General features: G+C 71.1%; 15 protein-coding genes. 11 read left to right on the plus strand and 4 right to left on the minus strand.

All coding sequences use genetic code 11. The features are described 5' to 3' along the window. The first annotated feature begins 690 nt into the window (after window positions 1-690). The 4 genes from AAC134_RS02670 to AAC134_RS02685 are packed head-to-tail and all read left to right on the plus strand — an operon-like array spanning window position 691 to window position 4287. Complete coding sequence (locus tag AAC134_RS02670; RefSeq protein ID WP_339947503.1) at window positions 691-2175, plus strand: SulP family inorganic anion transporter; 1485 nt, start codon at window positions 691-693, stop codon at window positions 2173-2175. A gap of 28 nt (window positions 2176-2203) precedes the next feature. Further along, window positions 2204-3052, plus strand: coding sequence for a universal stress protein (locus tag AAC134_RS02675; RefSeq protein WP_339947504.1), 849 nt, complete (start codon window positions 2204-2206; stop codon window positions 3050-3052). A 52-nt stretch (window positions 3053-3104) separates the two neighbouring features. After that, window positions 3105-3263, plus strand: a complete 159-nt coding sequence (locus AAC134_RS02680; RefSeq protein ID WP_339947505.1) for a hypothetical protein — start codon at window positions 3105-3107, stop codon at window positions 3261-3263. Window positions 3264-3279: 16 nt separating this feature from the next. Further along, a complete protein-coding gene (locus tag AAC134_RS02685) occupies window positions 3280-4287 on the plus strand; it encodes a glycosyltransferase family 4 protein (RefSeq protein WP_339947506.1) in 1008 nt (335 codons plus the stop codon). A 32-nt stretch (window positions 4288-4319) separates the two neighbouring features. Here the strand turns inward: AAC134_RS02685 and uvrB are convergent, their stop codons facing one another. Further along, window positions 4320-6500 carry an excinuclease ABC subunit UvrB gene (uvrB, locus tag AAC134_RS02690; RefSeq protein ID WP_339947507.1) on the minus strand — a complete coding sequence of 727 codons (2181 nt, stop codon included), beginning with the start codon at window positions 6498-6500 and terminating at the stop codon, window positions 4320-4322. A gap of 1661 nt (window positions 6501-8161) precedes the next feature. Here uvrB and AAC134_RS02695 point away from each other — a divergent pair. After that, a complete protein-coding gene (locus AAC134_RS02695; protein WP_339947508.1) occupies window positions 8162-8473 on the plus strand; it encodes an ETC complex I subunit in 312 nt (103 codons plus the stop codon). 96 nt (window positions 8474-8569) lie between these two features. Here the strand turns inward: AAC134_RS02695 and mnmA are convergent, their stop codons facing one another. Next, complete coding sequence (mnmA, locus tag AAC134_RS02700; protein WP_339947509.1) at window positions 8570-9718, minus strand: tRNA 2-thiouridine(34) synthase MnmA; 1149 nt, start codon at window positions 9716-9718, stop codon at window positions 8570-8572. Between the two features lie 144 nt (window positions 9719-9862). Between mnmA and AAC134_RS02705 the strand changes: the two genes are divergently transcribed. The 4 genes from AAC134_RS02705 to AAC134_RS02720 all read left to right on the plus strand — a co-directional run bounded on the left by AAC134_RS02705 (window position 9863) and on the right by AAC134_RS02720 (window position 15309). After that, complete coding sequence (locus AAC134_RS02705; RefSeq protein ID WP_339947510.1) at window positions 9863-10147, plus strand: DUF1153 domain-containing protein; 285 nt, start codon at window positions 9863-9865, stop codon at window positions 10145-10147. A 107-nt stretch (window positions 10148-10254) separates the two neighbouring features. Next, window positions 10255-10968 carry a response regulator transcription factor gene (locus AAC134_RS02710; RefSeq protein ID WP_339947511.1) on the plus strand — a complete coding sequence of 238 codons (714 nt, stop codon included), beginning with the start codon at window positions 10255-10257 and terminating at the stop codon, window positions 10966-10968. Window positions 10969-11084: 116 nt separating this feature from the next. Next, window positions 11085-13685 (plus strand): NAD-dependent DNA ligase LigA, encoded by a 2601-nt coding sequence (ligA, locus tag AAC134_RS02715; protein ID WP_339947512.1) that lies wholly within the window; start codon window positions 11085-11087, stop codon window positions 13683-13685. 70 nt (window positions 13686-13755) lie between these two features. Then, window positions 13756-15309 (plus strand): CHAD domain-containing protein, encoded by a 1554-nt coding sequence (locus AAC134_RS02720; RefSeq protein ID WP_339947513.1) that lies wholly within the window; start codon window positions 13756-13758, stop codon window positions 15307-15309. 22 nt (window positions 15310-15331) lie between these two features. Here the strand turns inward: AAC134_RS02720 and AAC134_RS02725 are convergent, their stop codons facing one another. Further along, window positions 15332-15796 (minus strand): PaaI family thioesterase, encoded by a 465-nt coding sequence (locus tag AAC134_RS02725; protein ID WP_339947514.1) that lies wholly within the window; start codon window positions 15794-15796, stop codon window positions 15332-15334. A gap of 344 nt (window positions 15797-16140) precedes the next feature. Between AAC134_RS02725 and AAC134_RS02730 the strand changes: the two genes are divergently transcribed. After that, on the plus strand, window positions 16141-17850 hold the full coding sequence (locus tag AAC134_RS02730) for an AMP-binding protein (RefSeq protein WP_339947515.1): 1710 nt from the start codon (window positions 16141-16143) through the stop codon (window positions 17848-17850). Here the strand turns inward: AAC134_RS02730 and AAC134_RS02735 are convergent. Then, entirely contained in the window at window positions 17832-18926 is a 1095-nt protein-coding gene (locus AAC134_RS02735) for a glycosyltransferase family 4 protein (protein ID WP_339947516.1), read from the minus strand. The genes AAC134_RS02730 and AAC134_RS02735 overlap by 19 nt on opposite strands. Before the next feature lie 268 nt (window positions 18927-19194). On the opposite strand from AAC134_RS02735, the gene AAC134_RS02740 reads away from it, so the two are divergent. Beyond that, window positions 19195-20280 (plus strand): twin-arginine translocation signal domain-containing protein, encoded by a 1086-nt coding sequence (locus tag AAC134_RS02740; RefSeq protein WP_339947517.1) that lies wholly within the window; start codon window positions 19195-19197, stop codon window positions 20278-20280. Window positions 20281-20528: the final 248 nt, after the last annotated feature.

The raw sequence follows: 20528 nt of genomic DNA on the forward strand, positions 1-20528 counted from the left end.
CTCCGGGCCCCAGCCGCTCTCCTCCCTGCGGCCGGCCCGGACGGTCCTACAGCCCCGACCGGTCCTCCCTCCGGTCGGGGCCTTTCAATCCCGCGGCCAGGGGACCTCCCTCCCCGGCGGCGGCAAGACAGGGGCGAAGGGTCCTCCCTCCCGACGCTTCTGAGAGACCTCCGGGCTTCAGCCGCTCTCCTCCCTGCGGTCGGCCTGGACGGTCCAATAGCCCCGACCGGTCCTCCCTCCGGTCGGGGCCTTTCAATCCCGCGGCCAGGGGACCTCCCTCCCCGGCGGCGGCGAGACAGGGGCGAAGGGTCCTCCCTCCCGACGCCCCTGCGAGACCTCCGGGCTTCAGCCGCTCTCCTCCCTGCGGCCGGCCCGGACGGTCCCAGAGCCCCGACCGGTCCTCCCTCCGGTCGGGGCTTTTTCTTTTGCGCCGGGGCGCGCGAGCCCTCCGTCGGCGTTGATGCGACGGAAACCCGCGCGCGGCTCTGTTGCGCCGCAGCAGCGGCTTCTGTAGCGAACGTTCGGGCAGGTCCGGGCTCCTCGCCCGCGCCGGCCCTTGCTTTCCGCGGCGCCAGCCGCCCCGCCGCCGCCATTTCCCGGCCCCGCCGGAGCCGTCCCTGTCCGCGCCGCGCCCAGAACCCGGGCGCCCCCAGGAAGGCCGCCGCCAAGGCCCCCCAACCCGGAGCGCCCATGACCTCCTTCGCCGACTATCGCGACTCCTGGATCGGCACGCCCCGCGCCGACCTTCTCTCCGGCCTCGTGGTGGCCCTGGCGCTGATCCCCGAGGCGATCGCCTTCTCGATCATCGCCGGCGTCGATCCCAAGGTCGGGCTCTACGCCTCGTTCTCGATCGCGCTCCTGACCGCGATCACCGGGGGGCGGCCGGGGATGATCTCGGCGGCGACCGCCGCGACCGCGGTGCTGATGGTCACGCTGGTGCGCGATCACGGGCTGGAATACCTGCTGGCGGCCACCGTGCTGGCCGGCGTGCTGCAGGTGCTGGCCGGCGCCGCGCGGCTGGGCAAGCTGATGAAGTTCGTCTCCCGCTCGGTGATGACGGGCTTTGTGAACGCGCTGGCGATCCTGATCTTCATGGCCCAGCTTCCCGAGCTGACCGGCGTCACCTGGATCACCTACGTGATGGTCGCCGCGGGGCTGGGGGTGATCTACCTGTTCCCGATGGTCACCAAGGCGATCCCTTCGCCGCTGGTGTGCATCGTGCTGCTGACCGTCGTGTCGCTGAGCTTCGGGCTCGACGTGCGCACCGTCTCGGACATGGGCGACCTGCCCACGACCTTCCCGGCCTTTGCGCTGCCCGACGTGCCCTTCACGCTGGAGACGCTGCAGATCATCCTGCCCTATTCGCTGGCCGTGGCCGCGGTGGGGCTGCTGGAAAGCCTGATGACCGCCAACCTGGTGGACGAGCTGACCGACACCCCCTCCTCGCGCACGCAGGAGTGCATCGGCCAGGGCGTGGCCAACTTCGCCACCGGCTTCATCGGCGGCATGGCGGGCTGCGCGATGATCGGCCAGTCGATGATCAACGTGAAGTCCGGCGGCCGCGGGCGGCTGAGCTGCGCCTTCGCGGGCGTGATGCTGCTGATCATGTGCGTGGTGCTGGGCGACTGGGTCGGCGTGATCCCGATGCCGGCGCTGGTGGCGATCATGATCATGGTCTCGATCGGCACCTTCTCGTGGTCCTCGATCAAGGACCTGCGCACGCATCCGCGATCGTCCTCGGTGGTGATGCTCGCGACCGTGGCGGTGGTGGTCTACACCCACAACCTGGCGCTGGGGGTGCTGACGGGGGTGCTGCTGTCGGGGATCTTCTTTGCGGGCAAGATCGCCCAGATCTTCCGGGTGACCTCGGCGCTGTCGGCGGACGGCCGCCACCGCACCTACACGGTCGAGGGGCAGGTGTTCTTCGCCTCCTCCGAGCGGTTCGCCGCCAGCTTCGATTTCCGCGAGGCGCTGGAGAAAGTGACCATCGACGTCAGCGCCGCGCATATCTGGGACATCTCCTCTGTGGCCGCGCTCGACATGATCGTGTTGAAGTTCCGCCGGGAGGGGGCCGAGGTGGAGATCCTCGGCCTGAACGAGGCCAGCTCGACCATCGTCGACCGCCTGGCCGAGCACGACAAGCCGGGCGCGCTCGACCGCCTGGCCGGACACTGAGCGCGAAACGCGCCGGGAGGAGGGGAACATGAGCGGCAAGCTGGTCGCCCTGGTCGACGGGTCCGAGTATTCGCGCAGCGTCTGCGAGCACGCCGCCTGGCTGTCCGCGCGCAGCGGCCGCTCGGTCGAGCTGCTGCATGTCATCGGCCGCAGGCACGCGGCCACGGGCGACTTCTCGGGCGCCATCGCGCTGGGCGCGCGCACGGCCCTGCTCGAGGAGCTCTCGGAGCTGGACGCCCGCATGGGGCGCCTTGCCCAGAACCGCGGCCGCGCGATCCTCGAGGACGCCGAGGCGATCCTGAAAGGGCAGGGAATCGAGGTCTCCTCCCGCCTGCGCATCGGCGATCTGCTGGTCGAGCTGCAGGAGGCCGCGGCCGACGCCGACATGGTGGTGATCGGCAAGCGCGGCGAGGCGGCGGACTTCGCCAAGGGTCACCTCGGCTCGAATCTCGAGCGGGTGGCGCGGGCGGCCGACCGTCCGGTGTTCGTGGCCTCGCGCGCGTTCAAGCCGATCGCCAAGGTGCTGGTGGCCTTCGACGCCGGCGCCTCGGCGCTCAAGGCGGTGGACCACATGTCCCGTTCCCCTACCGCCGAGGGCCTGAGCTTCCGCCTGGTCTTCGCCGGCGCCGAGACCGACGAGAGCCGCCGCGCGCTGGAAGGCGCCGCCGCGATCCTCGAGGGCGCGGGCCTGGCGGTGGAAACCGCGATCCTGTCCGGCGCTCCCGCCTCGAGCGTGGTCGAGGACGCCGAGCGCTGGGGGGCGGACATGATGGTGATGGGCGCCTACGGCCACTCCCGCATCCGCTCGATGATCATCGGCTCGGTCACCGAGGAGCTGCTGCGCGGCTGCCGCCTGCCGGTGTTCCTGTTCCGCTGAGCCGGGGACGTGTCCGGTCTCGCCAGCCGCAGCCCAGGGGGCCAGGAACGACATGAGACTTCTGATTGTGCAGGCGGGCGACTATGCGTCCGCCTGGCGGCGGTTCCAGCAGGGTCTGCCGTCGACCTATCGGGACCAGAAGGCCTCTGTCGACTATGTCGCGAGCCTGGCGCCCCGACATCAAGTGTGCACGGTCGCCTTGGAGCGGTGATCGTCACGAGTGCGAGTTGGCGCCCGGCCTGACGTCGATCGGGGCGTCCGCCGCGGAGCTCGACTCCGCCTACATCGATCGGCTGTTCGAACGCTTCAAGCCCGACGCGGTCATCTCCCGCCTTCCCCATCCGGCGACGCTCGAGATGGCGCGGAAGCGCGAGATCCCGGCCCTGCCGGCCTTCGTTCACCTGTTCGAGCGCCGCTTCCTGCGGGAATGGCGCTTTCGTCGCCGCCTGGCCCACGCCATCGGCGGCGCCAACGTGCCGTGCGTGGCCAACCACAGCCTGAACGCCTCGCGGTCCGTCGTGAACGCGCTGGGCGTCTCGGCGGAGAAGGTCGTGCCCTGGGACTGGTCCCGCATTCCGGTGCAGGCGGTCGCGAAGCCGGGCCCGGTCGATCCGGCTGCGCCGACGGCCTTCTACGCCGGGGCGCTCAGCGAGGAAAAGGGCGTCGGCGACTGCCTCGAAGCCATGGCGCGGCTCGACGGGACGTCCGGGCCTCGTCTGACGATGACCTTCGCCGGCCCCGGGGATCTCGAGCGGTGGCGTCAGACCGCCGATCGGCTCGGCCTCGCCGATCGGGCGATGTTCCTCGGCTCAGTGCCCAACGACGAGGTGCGCCAGCTGATGGCCGCCGCCGACATGGTCGTGGTTCCCTCGCGCCATGCCTACGCCGAAGGTCTTCCGAACACGATCTACGAGGGCCTCGCCTCGCGCTCGGCCCTGCTGATCTCGGATCACCCGGCGTTCAAGGGGCGCTTGCAGCCCGACCGCGATTGTCTGGAGTTCCGCTCGAGCGATCCTGCGTCGCTCGCCGCCGCCGTCCGCCGTCTGTGCGCCGAAGCGGAACTCTATGCGACCCTCTCGGGCCATGCGCCGTCGGCGCTCGGGTCCCTGTATGTGGGTCTGCCGTGGACGGACCTGATCGAGCGGTTCGTCCAGGACCCGACCGGAGCCACCGGCTGGGTCGGCCGCCATTCGCTGGCCTCGATCGAGGCCGAGCGAGCCCCCCGCGCGTCCTGAGGCGGGCGCGCGGGGGCGCGGGGGCGCTGTCGTCAGCGCGTCTTGCTGCTTGCGCCGCGGCGAGTGCGGGTGCCGGGCTTGCCTGCGGTGGAGCGGCCGCTGGCCTTGACCGCGGCCTCGGAGGCCTCCTCCACCGCGGACTGGCGGGCGAGCGGGTCGTCGGCGATGGCGAGCTCGACCGCCTCGAGGCGCTTGATCTCGTCGCGCATGCGGGCGGCTTCCTCGAACTCCAGGTTCTCGGCGGCCTTGAGCATCTCCTTGCGCATCTGCTCGAGATGGGCCTGCAGGTTCGCGCCCGGCTTGGGGCCCTTGTCCACCTTCGCCGTGATCCGGCTGAGATCGGTGTCGCCCTTCCAGACGCCCTCGAGCACGTCCTCGACGTTCTTGCGGATGGTCTGGGGGGTGATGCCGTGGGCGACGTTGTAGGCGGCCTGCTTCTCGCGCCGGCGGTCGGTCTCGCGCATCGCCCGCTCCATCGAGCCGGTGATGCGGTCGGCGTACATGATCACCTTGCCCTCGGCGTTGCGCGCGGCGCGCCCGATGGTCTGAATCAGCGAGGTCTCCGAACGCAGGAACCCCTCCTTGTCGGCGTCGAGAATGGCCACCAGCCGGCACTCGGGGATGTCGAGCCCCTCGCGCAGCAGGTTGATGCCGATCAGGATGTCGAAGGCGCCGAGCCGCAGGTCGCGGATGATCTCGATCCGCTCGATCGTGTCGATGTCCGAGTGCATGTAGCGCACCCGCACGCCCTGCTCATGGAGGTATTCGGTCAGGTCCTCGGCCATGCGCTTGGTCAGGGTGGTGCACAGGACCCGGCCGCCCTCCTGGGCGACGCGTCTGACCTCGTCGAGCAGGTCGTCGACCTGGGTCTCGACGGGGCGGATCTCGACGGGGGGATCGAGAAGGCCGGTGGGGCGGATCACCTGCTCGGTGAACACGCCGCCCGTCTGCTCCAGCTCCCAGGCGCTGGGGGTGGCCGAGACGAACACCGTCTGCGGGCGCATCGCGTCCCATTCCTCGAACTTCAGGGGGCGGTTGTCCATGCAGCTGGGCAGGCGGAAGCCGTGCTCGGCGAGCGTGAACTTGCGCCGGTAGTCGCCCCGGTACATGCCGCCGAGCTGGGGGACGGTGACGTGGCTCTCGTCGGCGAAGACCAGCGCGTTGTCGGGGATGTATTCGAACAGCGTGGGCGGCGGCTCGCCGGGCGCGCGGCCGGTGAGGTAGCGCGAGTAGTTCTCGATGCCGGCGCACAGCCCGGTCGCCTCGAGCATCTCGACGTCGTGGTTGGTGCGCTGCTCGAGGCGCTGGGCCTCCAGCAGGCGGCCCTCCTTGACCAGCTGGTCGAGGCGGACCCGCAGCTCGGCTTTGATGCCCTTGATCGCCTGATGCATCGTCGGGCGCGGGGTCACGTGGTGCGAGTTGGCGTAGACGCGCACCTTCTGCAGCTCGGACACCCGCTCGCCGGTGAGGGGATCGAACTCGACGATCGATTCGAGCTCCTCGCCGAAGAAGGAGAATCGCCAGGCGCGGTCGTCGAGGTGGGCGGGCCAGATCTCGAGGGAATCGCCGCGGACCCGGAATGCGCCGCGCGCGAAGGCCGCGTCGTTGCGCTTGTATTGCTGGGCGGTCAGCTCGCGCATGACGTCCCTAAGATTGTATTCATTTCCCGCGACCAGATCCTGGGTCATCGCGCCGTAGGTTTCGACCGCGCCGATGCCGTAGATGCAGCTGACCGAAGCCACGATGATCACGTCGTCCCGCTCGAGCAGCGAGCGGGTGGCGGCGTGGCGCATCCGGTCGATCTGCTCGTTGATCTGGGATTCCTTGGCGATGTAGGTGTCCGACCGGGCCACATACGCCTCGGGCTGATAATAGTCGTAATACGAGACGAAATACTCGACAGCGTTGTTCGGAAAGAACCTCTTGAACTCTCCATAAAGTTGTGCGGCGAGCGTCTTGTTCGGCGCAAGGATGAGGGCGGGACGCTGCGTCTGTTCGATCACCTTGGCCATGGTGAAGGTCTTGCCGGTGCCGGTGGCGCCCAGCAGGACCTGGTCGCGCTCGCCGGTCTCGATGGCTTCGGCGATCTCGGCGATGGCGGTGGGCTGGTCGCCGGCTGCGTCGTACTCGGTGACCATCTCCAGGCGCACCCCGCCCTCGAGCTTCTCGCGCTTGCGCGGCTCGGGAATGGTAACCAAGGAATCCACCGACATCCTTAACCCTCTCTTCACCGTTTTAACCGATGTTGACCTTGTCGCGGGGTTAATCAAGCGCCCGCCGCAAAAACGGAGGGTCAGGCGAACATCCCAGGCGACACACGCAAAGGTTGAAATTCTTGTTGTCCACACGTCCGCAAGGGACGTAAGGTTCAAGTGGCTCAACAAGAACGATCGCCGGCCGGGCGCGGCACCACCCACCCCACCCCTCGCTCCCAAGCGTTCGGTCGGCGATCACCCTATACCGCGGAGGACCTCCTCCCTGGACCTTGCGAAAAGGACGCGGCCACAGGTCTGCGTCCGGGCCGGTCTCCCGAAAGGGCGACCGGCCTTTTCTGTTGGCCCGGGCTGGAGGGCCGGGGCCTGCGCCAGGGGCGGCGCGGGCGTTGGCGCCGCCCCTGGCGTCAACGCCCGCGTGGGCGCTGGAACCCCGGGCCCGGGATCAGGACCGCGACGGAGCCTCGGTCAATGCCGATTCCATGCCGTCAGCGCAGGCTCCAGCGGCTCGGTTCGGGAGCGGCGCCGCCTGCCCGGGATCCAGATCGCCCGCGGAATGCGCACATCGCCCCTGGATCGCCCGTAGCCGGGATGCTGCGCCCCTTCGAGGCGCCGCCGCACGCTCCAGACCGACACGCGGCTCGCCTGTCAGGCCGTCTGGACCTCGGCAACCTGTCAACGGAAGCCCGAAGCGGCCGCAGCGACCGGGGCGCAGTCCACAGCCTGAGAGGCTCGTGTCAGGGCGCCGGGATCGTGCCGTGAGGCGTCAAGGCCGGGGGCTGCAGCCCTCGCCGCGCGCAGGGCAAGAGCATGACTCCCGGTGGCCCGGGTCATCGGCCGCCAGGTCTCGGGTCCCGCCCTGTGCGTCCGGAACTGTCCGCCTCCGCGCAGGGCGGCGGTTCGCGCCCCGCGCGCCGCCGGCCGCCCCAGGGGGCGCGCCGGCGGCGCCGCGGGTCCGTCGCGCAGACGGGGTTCAGGCGTCCGCCACGGCGGCGCGCGCCCGGCCTGCTTGCCGGTGATCGGAGCCTTGCGGCCCGGGCGCGTCCTTCGCGGCCCGACCCCTTCGCGGGAATGGGTCCCGCATCGAGGGTGGGGCGAGGCGTCCGGCTCTCGCCGGCGTCGCCTCCCGTCCGATCCGCTTTCGTTGGCGGAGCCACAAGGGCGCGCGCCGCCGAGACCTGCGCCGCCCCAGGCTGCAAGGCCGGGCGGCGCCGTCGACCGCGACCCCCCGGCCGCGGCGTTCCTGCGAATGTCGGACGTCGTCCGGACTTCGATCCGGGCGGCCGCTCGCCGGGCGTTCAGCCCTCGGTGCGGCCCATCATCCATCTGTCCCTCGCCGTCGCGGTCCTGCGGCCATCCACCTCCGGTTGGCCTTTTGTTCCGCGGTCCGGCGACGCTCCTGCGCCTGGGACCCTCGTCTCTCGGAAGCCGGCGCCTCCGTCACCCAAGGACGCCTTATGAGGTGATTCCCTTTCCCAAGCCTTGCCGATCATGCCGTTTCGCCCAAATTCTAGGTATTGCAACGCGTTGCGCTCGTTGCATTTCGGGACTGGCCGCACGCCGGTCAGCCCCGCCCGTCCGCCCCCGCGCGCCTTCGTCCGCTTGCCCTTCGCCACGCGCCGCGGCATATCGGGCCGAGAGGTTTCAGGAGGGCGTCCGACATGCTCGCGCGAATCTACCGTCCCGCGAAGACCGCCATGCAGTCCGGCGTGGCCCGCACGCACGCCTGGGTGCTCGAGTTTGCGCCCGAGCAGGCCCAGCGCATCGACCCGCTGATGGGCTGGACCGGCGGCGGCAGCACCCAGAACCAGGTGCGCATCGACTTCCCGACCAAGGAGGCCGCGTTGGACTACGCCCAGCGCCACGGCATCCCCGCCCAGGTGCAGGAGCCCAAGAGCCGCAAACTCAACGTTCGCGCCAAGGGCTACGGCTCCAACTTCGCCTTCGACCGCCGGGGCGCCTGGACGCACTGAGTCGCTCGGTCCCGCGTCGACCCCCCGCATGAAAAAGGCCGCGTCCGATGCCGGGCGCGGCCTTTTTCTGCGCTGCGCGACCGAGCCGCCTGCGCTTCAGCCCCGCGCGATCCAGCCGCCGCCCAGCACGCGCGTGCCCTCGGTCGCATAGAACACGCAGGCCTGGCCCGGCGCGACGCCCTGTTCGGCTGCGGCGAGCTCGACCTCGGCCCCGCCGCCGGGCAGGGGGCGCAGGCGCGCAGGCGTTGGCGGGCGGGTCGAGCGGACGCGCGCCTCGATCTCCCAACCGCCCTCGGGCGCGGCCTCCAGCGGCGCGTCGCCCAGCCAGTTGACCTCTTTCAGCGGGATCCGGCGCACGCCAAGCGCCTCGCGCGGGCCCACGATCACGCGACGGGTCTCCGGGTCGAGGCGAATCACGTGCAGCGGCTCTCCCGCGGCGATTCCCAGCCCCCGGCGCTGGCCGATGGTGAAGCGGATCAGCCCCGCATGCTCGCCCAGCACCCGGCCGTCGAGATGCACGATCTCGCCCGGCTCGGCCGCCCCCGGGCGCAGTTTCTCGATCACCGAGGCGTAGTCGCCGTTGGGCACGAAGCAGATGTCCTGCGAATCGGGCTTGTCGGCGACGCCCAGACCGAACTCGGCGGCCAGCGCCCGGGTCTGGGCCTTGGAGCCGAAGCCGCCGAGCGGGAAGCGCAGGTAGTCCAGCTGCTCGCGGGTGGTGGCGAAAAGGAAATACGACTGGTCGCGGGCGGGATCGGCGCCGCGGTGCAGCTCGGGACCGTTCGGCCCGTCGATCCGCTGCACGTAGTGGCCGGTCGCCAGGCAGTCGGCGTCGAGCTCGCGGGCGGTCTCGAGCAGGTCGCGGAACTTCACCCGCTCGTTGCAGCGCACGCAGGGGATCGGCGTGGCGCCGGCGAGGTAGCTGTCGGCGAAATCGTCGATCACCGCCTCGCGGAAGCGCGATTCGTAGTCGAGGACGTAGTGCGGGAAGCCCATCGCCTCGGCGACCCGCCGGGCGTCGTGGATGTCGCGGCCCGCGCAGCAGGCCCCCTTCTTCGCCAGCGCCGCGCCGTGGTCGTAGAGCTGCAGCGTCACGCCGACCACGTCGTAGCCCTCGCGCGCGAGCATCGCCGCCACGACCGAGCTGTCGACCCCGCCCGACATCGCCGCGACCACGCGCACTTGCGCCGCCGGCCGGTCGAAACCGAGCGGATCGGAGGCGGAAACGGGGGCGTGCAGGGTCATCGGAGGTCTCCTCAACAAGGCCCGCAGATACGCGCGGCGGCCGATAGGAACAACCCGAACAATAGAGTTTCGCCAGTTTACCTTCGTGAAATCGGCTCCCGCTAGCTTCGGTCCTGGGTGAGTGAACAGTTGTGGAGCGAGACCATGCGTATCGAAGCGAACGTCCGTCCGGATTCCGTCGTCGGCCCTGATGGCATGCGTATCACGCGCGCCGATCTGCCGAGCCCGTCGACCCGTCGCTGGGTGGCGCGGCGCAAGGCGGCGGTGGTGGCCGCGGTGAAGGGCGGCCTGATCACGGCCGAGGAGGCGCGCAGCACCTGGCAGCTGTCCGAGGAAGAGCTCGACGGCTGGCTGGAGGCGGTGTCCCGGCACGGGATCAACGCGCTGCGGACCACCGCGCTGCAGCGCTATCGGTCAACCAAGGGGTGAGTCACATGCTGACAATCCCGCTTAACTCGCGTTAAGGTGGTAACGGACCGTTTACCTTTCTAACGCAGGGTCAGAGTACGCACTCATTCCTGCACGGAGGAGCGTATATGCGCGTGCTACTGATCGAAGACGATCCGGCGACGGCGCAGAGCATCGAACTGATGCTCCGCAACGCCAATCTGAACGTCTATGCCACGGATCTTGGCGAAGAAGGCATCGACCTCGCCAAGCTCTACGACTACGACCTGATCCTGCTGGATCTGAATCTTCCGGACATGACCGGGTACGACGTGTTGAAGAAACTTCGCCTGGCGAAGATCGACACGCCGATCCTGATCCTGACGGGGTTCGACGACACCGAGCACAAGATCAAGGGCTTCGGCTTTGGCGCCGACGATTACCTGACCAAGCCCTTCAACCGGGACGAGCTGATTGCGCGAATTCACGCGATCGTGCGCCGGTCCAAGGGGCATGCCCAATCGATCATCGAGACGGGCAAGATCAAGGTGAATCTCGACGGCAAGACCGTGGAGGTCGACGGACACCCCGTTCACCTCACCGGGAAGGAGTACCAGATCCTTGAGCTCCTCAGCCTGCGCAAGGGCACCACGCTGACCAAGGAGATGTTCCTCAATCATCTCTACGGCGGCATGGACGAGCCCGAGCTGAAGATCATCGACGTCTTCATCTGCAAGCTGCGCAAGAAACTGTCCGGCGCCACCGGCGGAGAGAACTATATCGAGACGGTCTGGGGACGCGGCTACGTGCTGCGCGACCCGACTCCCATGGCCGAGCCGCTGGCCGCGGCCGAGGTCGGCTGAGGCCGATCGCGGACGACCCGACGTCGGCCTCGGGGGGAGAAGCCCCTCGACCCGGCGGAGCTTGACGGGCGGTTGGCCGGCCTACATGACGAGACTTCCAGAGCCGGGAGGATCGCATGTCGGCCGAAAACGTGCAGGATGCCGAACCCAACCCGAAGCCCCGCACCGACACGGGCGCTGAATCCGGCGCCGGCCCCATGGCCGGCGCCGATCCCGTTCCCGCGGGCGAGGCTTCCAACGAGGGGGCCGAGGACGCGGCCCCCGGACGCGACCGGGGCGAGGGGATCGATCTCGACGCCGGCGCCCATGGCGACGCGCCCGTCGACGACCTCGACGAGACCGCCGCGCGGGCCGAGCTTGCGCGCCTCGCCGACCTGCTCGGCCGATTCGATTCGGCCTATCACCAGGACGACGCGCCGCTGGTCGACGACGCGGACTACGACGCCCTCAAACGCCGCAACCGCGCGATCGAGGCTCGATTCCCCGGACTGAAACGCGACGATTCCCCCTCCGACCGCGTGGGCGCCGCTCCGGCGGAGGGCTTTGGCAAGATCCGCCACCGCGTGCGGATGATGAGCCTTTCCAACGCCTTCGACGACGCCGACGCCCTCGAGTTCGAGGGCCAGGTCCGCCGCTTCCTGGGGCTGAGCTCCGACGAGCCCGTGGCGATCGTCGCCGAGCCCAAGATCGACGGCCTCTCCCTCTCGTTGCGCTACGAACACGGCGCGCTGGTCGAGGCCGCCACCCGCGGCGACGGCGAGACCGGCGAGAACGTCACCGCCAACGCCCGCACGCTGGCCGACATCCCCGAGACGCTGGAGGCTGCGCCCGAGATCCTCGAGGTTCGCGGCGAGGTCTACATGTCCCACGCCGACTTCGCCGCGTTGAACGAGCGCCAGGCCGGGCAGGGCGCCAAGACCTTCGCCAATCCGCGCAACGCGGCCGCGGGCTCGCTGCGCCAGCTCGACAGCTCGATCACCGCCGCCCGGCCCCTGCGCTTCTTCGCCTATTCGTGGGGGGAGCTTTCGGCCCCCCTCGCCGACACCCAAGCCGGCGCCCTCAAGCGCCTCGAAAGCCTCGGGTTCCAGGTGAACCCGCTGGCCATGCGCGCGGAGACGATGGCCGAGGCGCTGGCCCACTACCGCACGATCGAGAAGGATCGCGCCGATCTCGGCTATGACATCGACGGCGTGGTCTACAAGGTCGACCGGCTGGACTGGCAGCAGCGGCTGGGCTTCCGCTCGGCCACCCCGCGCTGGGCCATCGCCCACAAGTTCCCGGCCGAACTGGCGACCACCGTGCTCGAGGACATCGAGATCCAGGTCGGCCGCACCGGCGCCCTGTCGCCCGTCGCGCGCCTGCGCCCGGTGACGGTGGGGGGCGTCGTGGTCTCGAACGCCACCCTGCACAACGAGGACTACATCGCCGGTCTCGGCGCCAAGGGCGAGCGGATCCGCGAGGCGGACCTGCAGGTGGGCGACACCGTCACCGTCTACCGCGCCGGCGACGTGATCCCCAAGGTGCTGGACGTGGACCTCTCGCGCCGCCCCGAAGACGCGCAGCCCTGGACCCCGCCCGAGACCTGCCCCGCCTGCGGCTCGCCCGCCGTGCGCGAGCCCGGCGAGGCGGTGCGCCGCTGCACCGGCGGCCTGGTCTGCCCCGCCCAGCAGGTCGAGCGCCTGCGCCACTTCGTGTCCCGCAACGCGCTGGACATCGAGGGGCTGGGCGCCAAGCAGGTGGAGCTGTTCCACGCCCTGAACTGGATCGCCGAGCCGGCCGACATCTTCACGCTGGAATCCCGCGACGCCTCCGGCAAGCTGCTCTCGCCCCCTGCCGCGGCCTTCCTCGACAGCCTCGCCGACCTCGAGCGGCGCGACCAGCTCGCCGCCGACTACCGCGCCCTGCTGGCCCCGCTGGGGCTCGAGATCCCGCAGGGGGAGACCGACGCCGCCCTCTCCGCCGCGGCCGAGGCGCTGGAGACGCTGTCCCCGACCCCGCTCGCCGAGATCAAGGGCTTCGGCGCCACCTCGGCCCGCAACCTCTTCGTCTCGATCGAGGCGCGGCGCGAGATCGACCTGAACCGCCTGATCTTCGGCCTGGGGATCCGCCACGTCGGCGAGGTGGCGGCGATGGACCTCGCCCGCCTCTACGGCGGCTGGGACGAGATGACGAGCGCGCTCGACCAGGCCCGCCCCGGCGCGCTCGCCCACCGCGCGGCCGACGCCGCCGAGGCGCAGGAGCGCCGCGCCGCGCAGGAGGAGGGCCGCCGCGCCGCCCCCGCCAAGCTGCGCAAGGCCGCCTGGGACGCGGCCGAGGTCCCGCCCGAGGCCGAGGCCGCCTGGCGCCGCCTGGTCGACGCCGACGGCATCGGCCCGACGCTGGCGCTGTCGCTTTCGGACGGGTTTTCGGGCGCCGAGGAGCGCGCGGCCATCGACCGGCTCGCCGCCCACCTGACCCCGGTCCCGCCCGAGGCGCAGGCCGCCGACAGCCCCGTCGCCGACCAGACGCTGGTGTTCACCGGCACGCTCGAGAAGATGACCCGCGCCGAGGCCAAGGCCCGGGCCGAGGCGCTGGGCGCCAAGGTCGCGGGCTCGGTCTCGGCCAGGACCGACCTGGTGATCGCGGGCCCCGGCGCCGGCTCCAAGCTGAAGAAGGCCGAGGAGCTGGGGGTCAAGGTGATCTCGGAGGAAGACTGGATCGCGATGGTTGGCGGTTGAGACGACTTTCCGCAGCCCCCGGCTCGACAGCCCGTTGTCCTGTCAATCCCCCTCGTCCTAGAAGCGTGGAATGACCGAGATCGAACTGAAGTTCCTGCTGGACGAGGCCGGAGAGCGGGCGCTGCGCGCCTCGCCTGCGCTCAAGCGCCTGTCGCAGGGCCCGCAACGCCGGCGGAAGCTGCGCTCGATCTACTTCGACACGCCCGAGGGCGACCTGCGCGCGGGCGGCTTTGCGCTGCGGTTGCGCAAGGTCGGGCGGGGTTGGGTGCAGACGGTGAAGGCGGGCAGCCACGCCTCGGGCGCGGGCCTGTTCTCGATGCGCGAGGCGGAGGCCCCGGCGCCCGGCGGGCGGCTCGACCTCGATCTCGTGTCCGACCCAGGGTTGCGCGAGGCGGTGCGCAGCCTGGTCGGCGACGCCCCCCTGAACCCGATCTTCGAGACGCTGATCGACCGGACCGAGCGGCGCCTGGTCGTCCCGCTGGGCGAGGTGGAGCTTGCCATCGACATCGGCGAGGTGGTGGCCGGCGAGGCCCGCGTCGCCTTCCGCGAGGCGGAGCTGGAGCTGAAGTCCGGCGCCCCCGCCGCGATCTACGACATCGCGCGCGCCCTGTTCGACACCGTCCCCGCCCGCTTCTCGGAGATGTCCAAGGCCGGCCGCGGCCATGCGCTGAACGCCGGCCGGCCCGCCCTGCCGCTCGCCGAGCCGCGCCGGGCGGTCCGGCCCGAGCTCGACCCACAGGCGACGACCGAGGCCGCCGCCGCCCGGGTGCTGCGCGAGTGCCTGTCCCAGATCGACGCCAACGCCGCGCTGTGCCTGGTGGACGACACGCCCTCGGGTCCCCACCAGCTTCGCGTCGGCCTGCGCCGCGCCCGCTCGGCCCTGTCGCTGTTCGGCCCGGCGCTGCAGGGCCCGCAGGCCGAGGCGCTGAACGCCGCCGCCCGCGATCTCGCGGCCACGGCGGGGGAGCTGCGCGACCTCGATGTGCTGAGCGCCGAGATCCTGGGCCCGGCCGCGGCCCTGGTCCCGGCCGACGCCGCCGGCCACGCGGCGCTGGCAGAGGCCGTCGCCGCCCGCCAGCTCGCCGCCCGCGCCGCCCTGCGCGAGGCGCTGGCCGGCCCCGCGGCCCGGCGCCTGCTGATCGACCTCTCGGCCTTTGTCGAGCTGCGCGGCTGGCTGCGGCCGACCGATCACGCCCAGACCGGCCAGCTCGCCCGCCCCGTCGGCGAGACCGCCGCCGCGGCGCTGGCCAGGCGCTGGAAGAAGGTGCGCAGATGCGCGCGCGAGCTGGAGAGCCTCGACATCGAGGCCCGGCACGACCTGCGCAAGCAGCTCAAGAAACTGCGCTACGGCGTGGATTTCTTCGGCCCGATGTGGCCGGAGGAGCGCGTCGCCCCCTACGCCAGGGCGCTGAGAAAACTACAGAATGTCTTCGGCAGCCTGAATGACGCGGCCATGGCCGAGGCCCGCCTCACGGGCCCCGGCGCCCCCTGCGCCGAGGATCCCGCCGCCCAGCGCGCCGTCGGCCGCCTGATGGGCCGGATGGAGATGCAGGCCGAGGCCGACTGGACCAGAGCCCTTGCGCGGTGGGAGGCGCTTTCGTCCCTGAAGCCCTTCTGGAAGTAGCCGCGACGACCGCGGGCGGGGCTCAGACCGGGTCGCCCTCGATCGAGCCGGAGTTGCCGCGAAAGCGCATCGAGGCGGTGGCCGTGGCGATCAGCGCGCCCTGGTCGTCGGTCAGCCGCGCCTCGGCGAAATAGCTCTTGCGCCCGCCGCCGGTGACGCGGCCCTCGGCGATCAGGCGGGTTCCGCCCGGTCGGCCGATGTAGTTCACCGTCAGCGACAGCGTCATCACCTTGCGCGCCCGACCGGGATAGGGACACCAGGACCCCGCAAAGCCCATGGCCGTGTCGAGCAGGGTGGCGTGGACGCCGCCGTGGGGCAGGCCCTGGCGGTTCTCGTGCCGCGTCTCGAGCGGCATCTCCACCCGGCAGAAGTCCTTCTCCCAGGCCGCGATCTCGTAGCCCAGAAGCTCCTGGTAGGGATACGGCGCCTCGGCGGCGATGGGGTCGTAGTCGTGCGGCGGCTCGCCAAGCATTTCGGCGGTCTTCATGCGGGCGAAGCTCCGTGGTTCGGGGGGGCGTCAGGCGCGATCCGCCGACCGGGCGGCAGGTCGAGCGGGTCTGGCGCCAATGTCCGTCGCGGGACGGCGCCGGTCAACCCGCCCGCGCCGCGGCACGACGCCTCGCAGGTGCAGCATGGAATCCGGGCCGGCAAGCGGCGCGCCGCGATCCCGATGCGCCCGGCGCCCCGATCCCGATACGATCCCCATACCAGATCCTCGAAACCCGGCCCCCCCCGGACGCCGCGACGTTGCAGCCGCGCCGACCCGGGCATTGAAAACCGTCCGGCGCGCTTCTAGCGTCAGGATCTTCCGCGCCGCCCCGGAGAACCGAAATGACCGACGCCGCCGACGCCCGCACTCCCCACCCGTGGGAGGCGCACTACCCGGCCGGCGCCGCCTGGCGCATCCCCGTCCCGGACCTCACCGTCCCGCAGCTTCTGCGCGACGCCGCCCGCAATCACCCCGAGCGCGCCGCGATCCTGCACCGCGAGGCGACGCTGAGCTGGTCGGGCCTCGCCGCCCGCGCCTGGCAGGTCGCCAACGCGCTGGGCCGCGAGGGGATGGGGCGGGGCGACGCGCTGGCGATCTACCTGCCCAACACCGCCTTCCACCCGATCTGCTTCTTCGGCGCGCTGGCCGCCGACTTGCGGGTGACGCTGCTCAGCCCCCTCGACCCCTTGCGGGTGCTGGCCCACAAGATCGAGGATTCGGGCGCCCGGACCCTCGTCACCCTGAACCTGCCGCAGATGGTCGAGATGGCCGTCCGCCTGCTGGACGAGGGCGCCTGCGAGCGGGTGATCCTGTGCGACGAGGACGAGTGGGGCCCCTTCGAGGCGCCGCTGGCCGAGACCCCGGGCCGGCCGGACGTGATCCGCTTCGCCGACTGGCTCGCCGGCGCGCCCGAGACCCAGCCCGACCTCGACGGGGACCCGGCCGACGTGGCGCTGCTGCAATACACCGGCGGCACCACGGGCCTGCCCAAGGGCGCGATGCTCAGCCACCGCAACCTGGTCGCGGCCACCGCGGCGATGCGCGAATGGTCGGACGCGACCTATGGCGCCGCCGATCGCCAGGTCACGCTGTGCCTGCTGCCGCTGTTCCATATCTACGCGCTGATCGTGATCCTTCTGTCCTCGGCCCGGCTGGGCGGGACCATGGTGCTGCGGATGCGCTTTGACGCCGGTCAGGCGCTGGCCGACATCGAGCGCCACCGCGTCACCTACCTGCCCGGCGTGCCGACCATGTGGATCGCCATGGCCCAGCACCCGGAGATGGAGACGCGCGACATCTCCTCGCTGCGCAACTGCGGCTCGGGCGGCGCGCCGCTGCCCGTCGAGGTGCAGATGAAATACGAGCGCGTGACCGGCCTGCCGATCCTCGGCGGCTGGGGGATGACGGAAACCGCGGCCGCCGGCACCTCGATCCCCCGCGGCGCCCAGCATGAGCGCCCCGGCACCATCGGCGTGCCGCTGCCCAACGTCGAGCTGAAGGTGGTCGACGCCGAGGACCCCGCCCGCGACCTGCCCCCCGGCGAGGTCGGCGAGATCGCCGTGCGCGGCCCCAACATCGCCTCGGGCTACTGGAACCGCCACGACGCCACCGCCGAGAGCCGGGCCCCCGACGGCTGGTTCCTGACCGGCGACGTGGGGCGGATGGACGCCGACGGGTTCTTCTGGCTGGTCGACCGCAAGAAGGACCTGATCCTCTCGGGCGGCTTCAACGTCTATCCCCAGATGATCGAGCAAGCGATCTACGAGCACCCCTCGGTGGCCGAGTGCCTGGTGATCGGCCGCCCCGACGCCTACCGTGGCGAGAGTGCGGCCGCCTACGTCACCCTCCAGCCCGGCCACGACGCCTTCAGCCTTGAGAGCCTGCAGGCCTTCCTGAAGGACCGGCTCGGGCGCCACGAGATCCCCCGCCATCTCGCCTTCCGCCCGGCGCTGCCGCGCACCCCGGTCGGCAAGCTCTCGCGCAAGGATCTGCGCGACGAGATCGAGACGGAAGAGGGCGCCGCGCCCGCGGGTCAGGCCGCCGCGTCGTAGAGCGCGCGGTAGCGTCGGGCCATTCGCTCGGGCGCGAACCGCTCCAGCACGCGGGTCTGCAGCGGGCCCGCGAGCGCGGCGCGGGCCGGGTCGTCGGCCAGGATCTCGCCGATCCGGGCGGCCAGCGCGGCGGGATCCGAGGCGGTCAGCAGGGCGTCGCCGTCGGGCTCGACCACGCCCCGCAGCGGCGGGATATCGTAGCCCATCACCAGCGCGCCGGCCATGGCGGCCTCGATCGCCACCGTCGGCAGCCCCTCCCAGCGCGAGGTCATCGCCAGCACCTTGGCGCGGCCCATCATCGCCAGCGTCTCCGGCGAGGCGAGCCCGTCGTGGCGGGTGAAGGCCTCGAGCCCCGCGGCTTTGGCCAGCGCGTCGACCTCCTGGGCCATCTCGCCGGCGCCGATCATCACCACCTTCGGCGCGCGGCCCGCAACGGGGGGCAGGGCGGCGACGGTCTCGACGAAGGCCTGGGGCCATTTCTGGTAGACCAGCCGGCCGACGAACAGCACGTCGATGTCGCGCTCGGCTTCGGGGGCCGGGGCGGGCACCCGCATGCCGTTCTCGATCACCTCGGCCGGGCCGCGGTGGCGCAGGCCGTGGCGCGCGGCCAGCGCCTGGTCGGCGTGGCTGACGAAGGCGGCGCCGTCGACCCGTCGGGCCAAGAGGTGCTCGATCCGCTTGCGCACGCCCATCGGGCCGGGCTGGGCCAGGCCGTGGAAGCCGTGCACCGTGTAGATCACCTTCAGCTTCGGGCGCACCAGCTTGGCCAGGCTCGCGGCCATCGCCGCCCGGCTGCCGTGGGCGTGGGCGACGTCGCCGGGCTTCGCGTGGCGCAGGATGTCGGCGGCCATCGTCACCGGCGAGCCGCGCCCGGGGAAGGCGCCGATGGTGTGGGGCAGGCCGGCGAAGACCTCGCGCATCCGCGCGTCGGCGTTGGCGGGCAGCAGCGCCTCGTGGCGGCCCGCCTCGCCGATCTCGTCGAAGGCCTGCAGAAGCCGCGCGATCATCACGCCGCCGCCGCCCAGCTCGTGATCCGGCATGATGTGCCACACGCCCATCTCGGTCCCCCGATCCATCCGTTCGTTCCGAAGGGGTAGCCTGCGCGCGGCCCGCGCGCCATGGGCGCGACGCCGCGGCGGGCGTTGGGTCAATCGCGCCCGGGCGCGCGGATTCCAATACGGCCCGCGTTCAGGATCGGCGACATACCCGCAAGAAGGTGCTGAAAATGGCCAAAAAGCGGCTGAATGGCGATTGTCGGCGCGGTCCCCCTCTGGTTTAGTCCCTGCATCGCCGGCCAGGGGAAGGGAGCCCCGTACGTCGGCGTCGACATACAGGGAGGATCTCATGGAGAGACGCCAGTTTCTCAAGGGCGCCGCGCTCGGGGGCGTGGCTGCGTCCACGCTGGCCGCGCCGGCCATCGCTCAGGAACGCAAGGAGATGATCATCGTCTCCACTTGGCCGCGGGATTTCCCCGGCCTGGGCACCTCGGCGCAGCGCCTGGCCGAGCGCATCACCCAGCTGACCGAGGGGCGGATCGTCACCCAGTACTTCGCCGCCGGCGAGCGTGTGGGCGCCTTCGACAGCTTCGACGAAGTCGCCTCGGGGAACGCGCAGGCCTACATCGGCGCGGACTACTACTGGACCGGCAAGCATCCGGGCTGGGCCTACTTCACCTCGGTGCCGTTCGGCATGACCAACACCGAGTGGAACGCCTGGATCAAGTACAAGAACGGCCAGGCCCTGTGGGACGAACTGGGCGGCGAGTTCGGCCTCAAGTGCCTGCCCTGCGGCGCCACCGGCACCCAGGCCGGCGGCTGGTTCAACAAGCTGATCGAGACGCCCGACGACCTGCGCGGGCTGAAGATGCGCATTCCCGGCCTCGGCGGCTCGGTGATGTCCAAGCTGGGCGTCTCCACCGTCTCGCTGCCCGGCGGCCAGATCTATGAGAACCTGGTCTCCGGCGCCATCGAGGCGACCGAGTGGGTGGGGCCCTACAACGACTACTTCATGAAGCTCTACGAGGCCGCCAAGTACTACTACACCGGCGGCATGCATGAGCCGGGCGGCGGTCTGTCGCTGGGCATGAACGCGTCGTGGTGGGGCACGCTGTCCGACTGGGAGAAGGCGATGATCACCGCCTGCGCCTACGAGGAGCTCGGCAACCAGGCCGAGGAGGCGATCGCCAACAATGGCGCCTACCTCACCCGGATGGTCAACGACCACGGCGTGCAGGTGGAGTCGTTCTCCGACGAGGTCTGGGACTCCTTCGGCGAAGCCTCCGAGGAGGTCTTCGATGAGACCGCCGACCACTCGCCGCTGGCCAAGAAGATCAACGACGACTTCCAGGCCGCCCTGCGCGAGGAAGGCACGTTCATGAAGAACTTCGAGATCACCTTCGTGAACCAGCGCAACCGCGTGCTCGGCCTCTGAGCCCGGGCTGAATCGCCGGCGCCGCCCCCGGGCGGCGTCGTCCGCGGCGGACGTCCGTGGCGCCTGGCCGCGTCGTCCGCCGTTCCGGTTTCACGGCGCCCCTCCCGTCCGCCGCGCGGGGGGAGGGGCGCCGTCTTCGAACCCGGCCGCTCCCCTCCCCGCCGGTCCTCCGGGCGGGGAGGCGAGCTGCCGGGGATCGCGATCACCAGCATGGGGCGACAGACAGCGCGATGCGCGAGAGTCAGGCC

Origin of the sequence: uncultured Albimonas sp., from assembly GCF_963977235.1 — a bacterium.
Taxonomy (GTDB): Bacteria; Pseudomonadota; Alphaproteobacteria; order Rhodobacterales; family Rhodobacteraceae; genus Albimonas.